At 66.3% G+C, this 11,532-nt stretch carries 11 protein-coding genes; 9 read left to right on the top strand and 2 right to left on the bottom strand.

What is annotated here, in order from left to right; all coding sequences use genetic code 11:
• The first annotated feature begins 28 nt into the window (after nucleotides 1-28).
• From BGN95_RS05260 to BGN95_RS05220, 9 genes are all read left to right on the top strand, one after another.
• Complete coding sequence (locus BGN95_RS05260; RefSeq protein WP_286771864.1) at nucleotides 29-1,441, top strand: class I adenylate-forming enzyme family protein; 1,413 nt, start codon at nucleotides 29-31, stop codon at nucleotides 1,439-1,441.
• Nucleotide 1,442: 1 nt separating this feature from the next.
• A complete protein-coding gene (locus BGN95_RS05255) occupies nucleotides 1,443-2,315 on the top strand; it encodes an amidohydrolase family protein (RefSeq protein ID WP_179511038.1) in 873 nt (290 codons plus the stop codon).
• 1 nt (nucleotide 2,316) lies between these two features.
• Complete coding sequence (locus BGN95_RS05250; RefSeq protein ID WP_179511039.1) at nucleotides 2,317-3,399, top strand: Rieske 2Fe-2S domain-containing protein; 1,083 nt, start codon at nucleotides 2,317-2,319, stop codon at nucleotides 3,397-3,399.
• Between the two features lie 3 nt (nucleotides 3,400-3,402).
• Nucleotides 3,403-4,911 (top strand): amidase, encoded by a 1,509-nt coding sequence (locus BGN95_RS05245; protein WP_286771863.1) that lies wholly within the window; start codon nucleotides 3,403-3,405, stop codon nucleotides 4,909-4,911.
• Nucleotides 4,912-4,936: 25 nt separating this feature from the next.
• Nucleotides 4,937-5,227: a hypothetical protein gene (locus BGN95_RS05240; RefSeq protein ID WP_209547654.1), complete on the top strand. Its 291-nt coding sequence runs from the start codon at nucleotides 4,937-4,939 to the stop codon at nucleotides 5,225-5,227.
• A 63-nt stretch (nucleotides 5,228-5,290) separates the two neighbouring features.
• Nucleotides 5,291-6,040: an SDR family NAD(P)-dependent oxidoreductase gene (locus BGN95_RS05235; RefSeq protein ID WP_286771862.1), complete on the top strand. Its 750-nt coding sequence runs from the start codon at nucleotides 5,291-5,293 to the stop codon at nucleotides 6,038-6,040.
• A gap of 61 nt (nucleotides 6,041-6,101) precedes the next feature.
• On the top strand, nucleotides 6,102-6,581 hold the full coding sequence (locus BGN95_RS05230) for an Lrp/AsnC family transcriptional regulator (protein WP_179511042.1): 480 nt from the start codon (nucleotides 6,102-6,104) through the stop codon (nucleotides 6,579-6,581).
• Nucleotides 6,578-7,072, top strand: coding sequence for an Lrp/AsnC family transcriptional regulator (locus BGN95_RS05225; protein WP_179511043.1), 495 nt, complete (start codon nucleotides 6,578-6,580; stop codon nucleotides 7,070-7,072). Before BGN95_RS05230 ends, BGN95_RS05225 begins: the two co-directional genes overlap by 4 nt.
• Nucleotides 7,073-7,229: 157 nt before the next feature.
• A complete protein-coding gene (locus BGN95_RS05220) occupies nucleotides 7,230-9,785 on the top strand; it encodes a TonB-dependent receptor (protein ID WP_179511044.1) in 2,556 nt (851 codons plus the stop codon).
• Nucleotides 9,786-9,908: 123 nt separating this feature from the next.
• On the opposite strand, the gene BGN95_RS05215 is transcribed toward BGN95_RS05220, so the two are convergent.
• Nucleotides 9,909-11,093, bottom strand: a complete 1,185-nt coding sequence (locus BGN95_RS05215) for an acyl-CoA dehydrogenase family protein (protein ID WP_286771861.1) — start codon at nucleotides 11,091-11,093, stop codon at nucleotides 9,909-9,911.
• Nucleotides 11,090-11,532, bottom strand: a 443-nt coding sequence (locus tag BGN95_RS05210; protein WP_286771860.1) for an acyl-CoA dehydrogenase family protein, incomplete at its 5' end; no start/stop codon positions are given. The genes BGN95_RS05215 and BGN95_RS05210, both read right to left, overlap by 4 nt.

The raw sequence follows: 11,532 nt of genomic DNA, 5'->3' as shown, positions 1-11,532 counted from the left end.
CTTCGCGCGGCGCGACGCGCTGGCGGCGATGCTGACGATCGCGCCGGGCGAGCGCGTCGCGATCTGCATGCGCAACCGCGCCGAATGGATGATCGCCTTCCTCGCGACGATCCGCGCCGGCGGCGTGGCGGTGCTGGTCAACAGTCGCGGCGCCCCGGCGGAATTGCGTGCCGCGGTCGAGGAATGCACCCCGGCGCTGGTGCTGGCGGACAGTGAGCGCGCCGCGTTGCTCGTCGCGGCGGCTTATCCCGGCCGGGTGATCGATGCGCGCGACTTTCCCAGCGAAGGGCGCTTCGATCGCGAGATCGCGCCCGCCGCGCCCGACGATCCCGCCGCGATCCTGTTCACCTCGGGCACCACCGGGCGGGTCAAGGGCGCGGTGCTCAGCCATCGCAACCTGATCACCGGGCTGATGAGCGTCCAGCTCGCCGGGCTGATGGTGTTGCAGAATGCGGCGCAGCAATATGGCGTGCCGGTCGAGACGATCCTCGCCAACCGCCCGCAATATGCGACCCTGCTGGTCTATCCTTTGTTTCACATTTCGGGGCTGGGCTCGGCCTTTCTCTCGCCGATGTTATCGGGCGGCAAGGTGGTGATCATGCGCCGCTGGGAGCCGGAGGAGGCGCTGCGGCTGATCGCGGCCGAGCGCGTCACCGCGCTCAACGGCGTGCCGACGATGCTGTGGGACGTGCTCAACCGCGCCAAGATCGACGCGGTCGACATCTCCTCGCTCAACAATATCGGGACGGGCGGGCAGGCGCTGCCGATCAACCTGCTCAAGGCGGTGCAGGCGGCGGTGCCCAACGCCTTTCTCGGCACCGGCTTCGGGTTGACCGAGACATCGGGCGCGGTGGCGATGGCGCTCGGTGCCGATTTCCTGCGCAAGCGCGAGGCGGCGGGGCGGGTGCTCGAACTGGCCGAGGCGCGGGTGCTCGACGCGTCGGGGAAGGTGCTGCCGCCGGGCGCGATCGGCGAGATCGCGGTGCGCGGGCCGATGGTGATGCTAGGCTATTGGAACCGCCCCGAGGAAACCGCCGCGGTGCTCGATGCCGAGGGCTGGTTCCGCACCGGCGACATCGGGCGGATCGACGAAGAAGGCTATATCTTCATCGTCGACCGCAAGAAGGACATGGTCATCTCGGGCGGCGAGAACATCTATTGCGCCGAGGTCGAGCGCGCGTTGAGCGAATTGCCCGAGGTCGCGGAAGGCGCCGCCTTCGGCCTTCCCGACGAAAGATTGGGCGAGCGGCTCGTCGCGGTGGTGCTCGCCGCTGGGCTCAGCGAGGATCAGGTGCGCGATCACGTCGCGACGACCCTGGCGCGCTACAAGGCGCCGGTCCGCGTCGCCTTCGCGCGCACGCCGCTGCCGCGCAATGCGGTGGGCAAGGTCGACAAGATCAGGCTGCGCGCGATGTGGCCCGAGCTTTCAGGAGAAGCATGACATGGCAATGCCGACCGACATCCGGGTGATCGACTGTATGCTCGGCATCCCTGAGGCGGAAGACCGCTCGGCGTGGTTCGAATTCTTCCGCCCGTTGCTCAAGGACGCGCAGAGCGTCGAGCAGTTCACGATGCCGGCGCAATATATGTTCAAGGACATCCCGCAGAGTGGGAAGACCGACGATTTCGTCGCCTGGACGGTCGACCAGATGGACCGCTTCAACATCGAAAAGGCGCTGGTCGGGTGGAACGGCAACGCCACCTCGCTGCGCGCCAAGGAGCGCTATCCCGATCGCTTCTTCTTCGACATGCCGGTCGATCCCAATGGCGGGATGGCCGAGGTGCGGCGGATCAAACAGGCGCATGCCGAACATGGCATCAAGGCGATCAGCGTCTTTCCGGCGGGGACGCTGCCGCAGGTGGCGATCAACCACAAATATATGTTCCCGCTCTATGCCTGCGCGGTCGAGCTCGACATTCCGATCCTGCTCAACGTCGGCATTCCCGGCCCGCGCATTCCGATGGAAACGCAGCGCGTCGAGCATCTCGACGAAGTGTGCTGGTTCTTTCCCGAGCTCAAGGTGGTGATGCGCCACGGCGCCGAGCCCTGGGAAGCATTGGCCGTCAAGCTGATGCTCAAATGGCCGAACCTTTATTATTCGACCAGCGCCTTTGCCCCGAAACATTATCCCAAGGCGATCATCGACTACGCCAATACGCGCGGCGCCGACAAGGTGATCTACGCCGGCTATTTCCCGATGGGGCTGAGCCTCGATCGCATCTTCGGCGACATGCCCAACGTGCCGTTCAAGGACGAGGTGTGGCCCAAATTCCTGCGCGACAATGCGCTCAAAGTATTCGGACTGGAGAAATAAGATGGCGGACCAGGCGTTGACCGATGCGCGCACCGCACCCGTCGCGGTGTGGCAGATGCTCGCCGGGTTGAAGGGCGATGCGCTCAAGGAATGGCGGATGGCCGAACCGCGCAACCGCGCGCCGGTCGCCGATCGCAACCTCGATCTGCCCTATCCGTTCGGCTGGTATCCGATCCTGCTGTCGAGCGAGCTTCAGGTCGGCGAGGTCAAGCCGCTGCGCTATTTCAGCACCGATCTGGTGGTGTGGCGCGGCGAGGACGGTGCGGTGCGGATGCTCGATGCCTATTGCCGCCACCTCGGCGCGCACATGGGCTATGGCGGGCGGGTCGAGGGCAATATGCTCGAATGCCCGTTCCACGCGTGGCGCTACGACGGCAGCGGGGTGGTGCATGAGATCCCCTATGCCAAGGTGATCCCGCCGCAGGTCCGCCGCCCGTGCGACCGGCAATGGCCGGTGACCGAGGCCAATCGCTGGATCTGGATGTGGTATCACCCCGAGGGCGCGGCGCCGCAATGGGAGGTGGCGCACGTCCCCGAGGCATCCGACCCCGACTGGACCGATTACGACATCCAGGAATGGTATGTCTGGGGCAATATCCAGAACATGGCCGAAAACGGCGTCGACGCCGCGCATTTCAAATATATCCACGGCACCGCGACCTTCCCCGACTATAAGTTCGAGTGGAACGGGCACCGCCGCGCCGCCTATGTCGATGCCAAGCTCGGCACCCCGCAGGGCGAGGTCGACGGGCGGATCGCTTATGAGACGGTCGGCCCGGGGCAGAGCTGGACGCGTTTCACTGGCATTTCGGAAACACTGCTCGTCGCCTGCCTGACCCCGGTGGAGAAGGACAAGATCCACGCGCGCTTCTGCTTCACCCAGCCCAAGTCGCAGGCCGAAGGGCCGATGGCCGGGCTCGCGCGCGCGATCATCAAGGATATCTGCAAGCAATTCGATCAGGACAAGGTGGTGTGGGACCGGCAGAAATATCTGCCGCGTCCGTTGGTGTGCGATGGCGACGGGCCAATCGGGATGTTCCGCAAACATTATGCGCAATTCTACGCCGGCGCGGCGGAAGCCTGACGCGTGGAACTGACGCGCAGGGCGGTGGTCGCGGCGGGGGCTGCGGTTGCGGTCGGCGGCGTGGCCAGGCCCGCCGCCGCTGCCAAGGCCGGATTGCTCGACCGGCATGACGCGCTCGGCCTCGCCGCTTTGGTCAAGACGCGGCAGGTCTCGCCCAGCGAATTGCTCGATGCGGCGATCGCGCGGTGCGAGGCGATGAACCCGCGCTTCAATTTCCTCGCGCGCCAACATTATGATTATGCGCGCAAGGCGATCGCGCGCGGACTGCCGCAGGGGCCGTTCACCGGCGTGCCGTGGTTGGAGAAGGATCTCAACACCTTCATCGCAGGCGAGATCACCGGGCAGGGCAGCCGTTACTACAAGGACTTCCGCGCGACAGTCACCTCGGAGCTGGTCAGGCGCCACGAGCGCGCCGGGCTGGTGATCTTCGGCAAAACGACGACCCCCGAATTCGGCCTCACCGCGACGACCGAATCCAAGGCGACCGGCGCGACGCGCAATCCGTGGAACCCCGAGCATATCGCCGGCGGCTCGTCGGGCGGCGCGGCGGCCGCGGTGGCATCGGGCGTGATCCCCGCCGCGCACGCCACCGACGGCGGCGGCTCGATCCGCATTCCGGCGTCGTGCTGCGGGTTGTTCGGATTGAAGCCGAGCCGCGGCCGCGTGCCGATGGGGCCGCTGAGGACCGAGGGCTGGGGCGGGCTCTCCTGCCACCACGCGGTCACGCATAGCGTGCGCGACAGCGCGGCATTGCTCGATGCGACCCACGGCGGCGAACCCGGCTCGCGCTATGTCGCGCCGACCCCCGAACGCTCGTTTCTCGAGGAAGTGACGCGCACGCCGGGCAAATTGCGCATCGCGCTGATGATGACCCCGCCCGGCGGGACCCCGGTCGACGCGGAATGCGCCGCGGCGACGATGAGCGCGGCCAAATTGTGTGAAAGCCTCGGTCATATCGTCGAGGAGGCCGCGCCCAAATTGGATGCCGGCGCGATCGGTCAGGCGGGGTTCGTGATGATCGGCGCCTCGGTCGCGGCCGATCTCGATGCGCGCGCCAAGGCGACGGGCATCCCGCTCGGCCGCGACGTGGTCGAGCGGGTCACTTTGTCCTTCTATCGAGAATATGGCGAGAAATTCAGCGCGATGGACTGGGTGCGCGCCAATAACACGCTCCAGGAAGCAGCCGTCACCTTGGCGCAATTCATGACGCGCTATGACCTGATCCTGTCGCCGACGCTCGCCGAATTGCCGCTCAAGCTCGGCACGATCGATCTGTCGCAGGAGGATGTGCAGCTGTTCATGCGCAACGTGACGCCGTTCACCCCCTTCACCGGGGTCTATAATATGACCGGCCAGCCGAGCATGTCGGTCCCGCTCGGCATGTCGGCATCGGGCTTGCCGATCGGGGTGATGTTCTCCGCGCGCTACGGCGACGAGGCGATGCTGTTCCGCCTCGCCGGGCAGCTCGAACGCGCGGCGCCGTGGAAGGGCCGCCGGCCGCCGATCGCCTGACACCGACAACCGCTGGGAGGAATGCATGATGCATCACGTCGCGCCGCTGCTGGGATTGCTCGGGCTGATCGGCCTCGCCGGTTTCGCGGTTTTGAAACATCCGGTCGATAAGGCGCGCCCCGGCGGCTGGATGCGGCACGGGGGGCTGCTCGGCCTTTTCGGACTGGCGGGCTTCTGGATTCCCGGTGCGGGGGCGGCAGGGGCGTTCGGCGCGCTGGGGCTGTGGGACCATCAGGACCCGCGGCTCGCCCTGTGGGGCAAGCTGGGGCTGGTCGGCATCGTCGGCCTGCCGTTCATCGCTTTGGCGATGCTGTAGGCCTTTCTCCCTTCCCTTGAACAAGGGAGGGGAGGTGCAAGCGGAACAGATCGAATGCGTGGATTGCGGAACAAGATAGGGATCGTCGCCGGGGGCGGGCGCGGGATCGGGGCGGCGACCGCGCGGCGGCTCGCCGAGGAAGGCGCCGCGGTGGTGATCGGCGATATCATGGCCGATTGGGCCGAGGAGGTCGCCGCCGCGATCCGCGAGAGCGGCGGCCGCGCGATCGGGGTGCGGCTCGACGGCACCTCGGCGGAATCGCAGGCCGCGATCGTCGCCACCGCCAGCCGCGAATTCGGCGGGCTGGATTTCTATCACACCAATCTCGCCGGCGGGACCGACGGCGACGTCGATGCGCTCAACTGCGCGGTCGACGTTCTGGAAACCTCCTTCGCGATCAATGCCAAAAGCCATTTCCTCGCGACTCAGGCGGCGCTCCCCCTGCTGCTCGCGCGCGGCGGCGGGGCGATGATCTACACCTCGTCGGGCGCCGCCTCGGGCGGGGCGCCGTGGCAGGTCGCCTATCCGATGGCCAAGAATGCGATCCACGCGCTCGCGCGCCATGTCGCGTCGCGCTGGGGTAAGGACGGCATTCGCGCCAATGTGATCTGCCCCGGGCTGGTGCTGACCGAGGCGGTGAAGCAGCATCTGACCGCGGAATATGTCGAGCGCGGGCTGAAGGCGGTGCCGCATCGCCGGCTCGGCCAGCCCGAGGATATCGCCGCAATGGTTGCTTTTCTCGCCTCCGATGACGGTATCTGGATCAACGGGCAGGTCTATCACGTCAACGGCGGCGCGCAGATGCGCGATTGACGGCGGCATTGACGAGCGGCCTCGACACGCTCAACGGGCGAGCGAGAAGAAGGGCAGCACGATGAATGACAATTTCGTTCTCGATGAGGTGGATCGCGCCATCGTCCAGCAATTGCGCGACAATGGCCGCGCGACCAACCAGCAGATCGCCGAGACGCTCGGGCTGACCGCCGCCACCGTTTCGTCGCGCATCCGGCGGATGGAGGATGCCAATAAGCTGCGCGTCGTTGCGGTCTCCGATTTCGCCGCGCACGGCTATAACATGCTGATGCAGGTCGCGATCGAGGTCGACGGGCGCCCGGCGACCGAGGTCGCGACCGAGCTCGCCGAGCTGCCCGAAGTGTTCGCCGCGCATCTCGTCACCGGGCGGCACGATATCGACATCCTGATCGCGCTGCACGATTCGGACGAACTGCCCGATTTCCTGCAGCACAAGCTCGCGCCGGTACGCGGCATCCGCACGATCGTGCCGTCGATCGTTACCGACGTGCTCAAGTATAAATTCGATGTTGCGCCGATCGAGGCGCGGGAGGGCGAATGACCGCGCCGACGCTGGATCAGCTCGATCGACAGCTGATCGATATTTTGGCCCATGACGCACGGGTCAGCAACCGCAAAATCGCCGCCGATCTCGGGGTGACCGAGGGGACGGTGCGCGGCCGGATCAAGCGGCTGCAGCAGGACGGGCTGATCGCCTTCACCGCGATCACCAGCCTGCGGCTCGAGGATTCGGTCAAGCTCGCGATCATCGGGGTGCAGGCCGAATATGCCAGGCTGCGCCCGATCGCCGAGCAGATCGCGGCTTTTCCCAATGTCGATGCGGTGATGATCGCGATGGGGCGGTTCAACATCCTCGTCGTCTGCCTGTTCAGCGAGCTGGACCGGCTTTACGCGCTCGCGTCCGACCAGATTCTCGTCATCGACGGGGTGCACCACGTCGAAACCTCGATCGCGGTGAAGACGGTCAAATATAATTCGCGCGTCGTGCGGATCGCGGAGGCCGAGCGAGTCGTCGACGCCGACGGGGGCTGATGCTCCGCGAACGACAATATATTTCGTATCCTTTTACTTGGATGCGGAATCTTGATTGACATAAATTACGAACTTTGAAAACCTCCCCGCTGACGCCGGACAGGGGATCGCACCCGCATGAACGCGGGGCGGACCGCCGGCAGGGGAGGAGAGGCTCATGAAGTCTTGGCATCGGGCGACCGTGCGCGCCTTGCTGGCGAGCGGCGCCGGGCTGGTACTGCCGATCGCGGCGCAGGCGCAGAACGGACAGCCCCCGCAGCAGGCCTCGACCGGCGGGCTGACCGAGATCGTCGTCACCGCGCAAAAGCGCGAGGAAAACCTCCAGCAGACCCCGATCGCAATTTCGGCGATTTCCGCCAAGCAGGTGGAGTTGCGCGGCATTTCCGAGATCAAGGATCTCAGCGCGCTGGCCCCCAATGTCGCGATCGCGCCGGGCACGACCAATGCGACCGCCGCGGTGGTCTCGATCCGCGGCATCCCGACCCCGGCCGACGAGACGCAGGGTTATGATTCGCCGATCGGGCTCTATCTCGATGGCGTGTATCTCGCGCGCTCGTCCACCGCCTCGTTCGAGGTGGCGGATATCGAGCGCGTCGAGGTGCTGCGCGGGCCGCAGGGCACCTTGTTCGGGCGCAACACGACCGGCGGCGCGATCAATTTCATCACCAAGCTGCCGACCGACGATGCCAGCCTGAAGTTGCGGTTCGGCTACGGCAATTTCAATCAGTTGACCGGGCGCTTCATCCTCAACAGCGGGACGATCGGCGACGTGCTGCGCATGTCGATCGGCTATCTCCACAAGCAGCGCGATGGCACCGTCGACAATCCGCTCCAGCCCGATCGGCTGCTCGATCCCGGCGGCAACAAGACCGACAGCGTGCGCTGGGCGGCGACGCTCGATCTGGCGCATTGGCTGAAGATCACCAACATCTTCGATTATACCCGCGTCGACGGCGTCGCATCGGCGCAGCAGCTCGCACAAGTGGGGGACGGGACCTTCCGGCCCAATGTCACGATCGGCGGCAACACTTTCTCGCAGGTTCAGCCGGCCAATGTCGCGGGCTATCTCGCCGAGGCCAATGTGCTCCAGCCGGGGTGCGGCAAGCCGGTGCAGCTCGCGCGGCTCGATACCCTCTGTCTCGATCAGGCCCGGCTGTCGAGCGACCGCGTGTGGGGCGAATTGTTTCGCGTCGAGGCCGATCTCGGCGGGGTGACACTGCGCTCCTCGACCGCGTGGCGCGGCTGGAAGAACAGGATCGAGGGCAGCGATCTCGACGGGATGGGGACGTTGCGCGGGCCGCTGTTCACGCAGACGTCGCTGCTCAACGGTTTCCCGGTTGGGGTGCTGTCGTTGTTCCAGCCGGCGGGCACCGCGGCGTTCCTCGCCGGCCAATCGGTACCGACGACGACGCAGCCCCTGTTCCAGGCGAGCAACGTGCGCCGCCAGCATCAGTTCAGCCAGGAGCTCGAGCTGGTCTCGGGCAAGGGCAGCGCGTTCGAATGGGTGGTCGGCGCCTTCTATTTCCGTGAGAACGGTTATGAGCGCAACGACCAGAGCTTCGGCTTCGTGCTCGACACCAATCAGGCGGTGTTCACCCCGACGAACTTCGGCGCGCTCGCACCGGTGCTGCAGGCGGCCAACCCCGCACGTTACCGGCTGGTGCCGACGCCCAGCTCGGTGCTCGGCTATAACGCTTACGGTTCGTCAAAGGCGATCTACGGCCAGGCGACGTGGCGGCCGGGTGGAGCCGATGCGCCGCTCGGGTTCACGCTCGGGCTGCGTTACACCTGGGATACCAAGCGGATGGCGCGGTTCCAGAACGGGCCGACGCCGTTCACCGCGCCGGTCGATCTCGCGCTCAACGACCAGACCGCCAAGTTCAGCGCGCCGACCGGCAATTTCACGGTCGATTATCGCGCCAGCGACGAGGTGAACCTCTATGCCCGCGTCGCGCGCGGCTATCGCTCGGGCGGGTTCAACGCGCGCCAGTCGACCAGCGCCGCGGCCAATATCCCGCTGATCCCGTTCAGGGACGAGAAGATCTGGTCGTATGAAATCGGCGCCAAGACCGAATTCGCCCACCGGCTGCGGCTGAACGGTGCGGTGTTCTACAACCAATATTCCGATCAGCTCGCGACGATCCCGATTCCGGGCGGCGCGACCTTCGGCACGCAGGTGGTGAATGCCGGCAAGACCAATTATCTCGGCGCCGAGCTCGAAGGGCAGCTTGTCCTCACCGACGAACTCTCGCTCGACGGGTCGGTCGGCTATGTTCACAAGAACGTGAAGCAATTTCCGGCGGCGGATATCAACGGCGTGATCCAGAATATCGCCCCCGTGATCACGCTCGGCAATTCGCCCGATTGGACCGCCAATGCCGGCGCGACCTACACCCGGCCGATCGGCGGCGGCGCCCGGCTCACGGCGCGGGCGGGGTGGAATTACGTCTCGTCGCAGGTGATGTTCGCCAACCCGCTCGCCGCGCCGTTCCAGCAGGTGACCTCGGGCAGCGCGCGCGGCTTGTGGGATGCGCAATTGCGGATCGACGATTTCGATCTCGGCGCGGCCAAGGTCAGCGTGACTTTGTGGGGAAAGAACCTCACCAACAAGGCTTATGTCGCGCGCGGCATCGATTACGGCCAGCTCGGCTGGGGCGGGGTGATCTACGGCGATCCGCGGACCTATGGCGTGACGCTCGATCTGAACTTCTGACGAAAAGGCGCCGGTCGGGAAGCACTGACCGGCGCTTTTCGTCGTCCCAGCGCAGGCTGGGATCTCAGGCCGCAAGCGCGACCTATGGGGCACGCGATCCCAGCTTGCGCTGGGATGACGGGACTACATCGACCCCCGCGGCTCGCGCGGCAGGCCGAGCGCGCGCTCGGCGACGATGTTGCGCTGGATCTGGTTGGTCCCGCCGTAGATCGTGTCCGCGCGTGCCGAGAGGAACAGGTTCGGCAGCATCGGGAAATGATAGTCCTCGCCGTCGGTCACCTCGCCGGCCTGGCCCAGAACGTCCATCGCCAGTTCGCCCAGCGAACGCCGCCAGCTCGCCCATTGCAGCTTATAGGTCAGCGCCGCGCCGTCCGGGCGCGCGTGATCGGTGTGGCTCAGCATCCGCAGCGCGCCGTAACGCATCAGCCGCAGCCCGATCTCGGCCTTGGCGATGCGCTGGCGGATCAGCGGGTCTTGCGCGCTGCCATTCTCCCGCGCGGCGGCGATGATCGCATCGAGCTCGTTGCGGAAATTCATCTGCTGGCCGAGCGTCGAGACCCCGCGCTCGAACGCGAGCAGCCCCATCGCCACCTGCCAGCCGTTGCCCGGCGTGCTGACGAGATTGCCCGAGGCGGTGCGCGCGCCGTCGAAGAAGGTTTCGTTGAACTCGGCCGCGCCGTTGATCTGGCGGATCGGGCGGATCGTGATCCCCGGCTGGTCGAGCGGCATCAGCAGGAAGGTGAGCCCCTTCGGTCCCTTCGAGCCTTCCTCGCTGCGCGCGACGACGAAGATCCAGTCGCAGATCTGCGCCAGGCTGGTCCAGATCTTCTGCCCGTCGACCACCCATTCGTCGGTCGCCGCGTCGAGCCGCGCCTTGGTGCGGACATTGGCGAGGTCGGACCCTGCGTTGGGTTCGGAATAACCCTGGCACCACAGCACCTTGCCGGAGGCGATCCCGGGGAGGAAGCGTTGCTTCTGCTGCTCGGTGCCGAAGGTCAGGATCGTCGGGCCGGCGAGTTCCACCCCCATGTGCGCGATCCGCCCCGGCGCTCCGGCGCGGGCATATTCCTCGGCGAAGATCACCTGCTGCGCCAGCGTCGCGTCGCGGCCGCCCCATTGGCTCGGCCAGCCGATCACCGACCAGCGGTCCTCGCCCAGCTTGAGCTCCCATTCCTTGCGGCGCTCGGCCGCCGCGGTGAGCCCGGTCAGCCCCTTGAGGTCGCCGAATTCGCCGTGCATCTGCGCGTTGAGCCAATCGGCTGCCTCGGCGCGGAACGCCTCATCCTCTGGCGAGAAGCCCAGTTTCATGCGGCGTCTCCCAGCCCGATCAGTTGCGCGATCCGCTCGCGATGCCAGGCGCTCGTCCCGAGCATCGACTGGATCGCCTTGGCGCGTTTGAAGAACAGATGCGCGTCATGCTCCCAGGTGAAGCCGATCCCGCCGTGGAGCTGGATCATGTCGCCCGCGCAGCGGAAATAGGTGTCGGCGGCGAAGCTCTTGGCCGAATGGAGCGCGATCGGCGCTTCGTCCGATCCTTCGTCGACCGCGCATGCCGCCCAATAGACCGCCGAACGCGCCTGCTCGATCTCGACCATCATGTCGGCGAGCCGGTGCTTATACGCCTGAAAGCTGCCGATCTGGCGCCCGAACTGGATACGCTCCTGCGCATAGCCGACGGTGCGGTCGAGCGTCGCCTGCGCGCCGCCCAAAGCCTCGGCGGCGACGCAAATCCAGCCGCCTTCCTGCG

The sequence above is a fragment of the Sphingomonas sp. 66-10 genome (assembly GCF_001897045.1).
GTDB classification, from domain to species: Bacteria; Pseudomonadota; Alphaproteobacteria; order Sphingomonadales; family Sphingomonadaceae; genus Sphingomonas; species Sphingomonas lycopersici.
The sequence above is the reverse complement of the archived record's forward strand: the minus strand, read 5'-3'. Positions and strand labels throughout refer to the sequence as shown.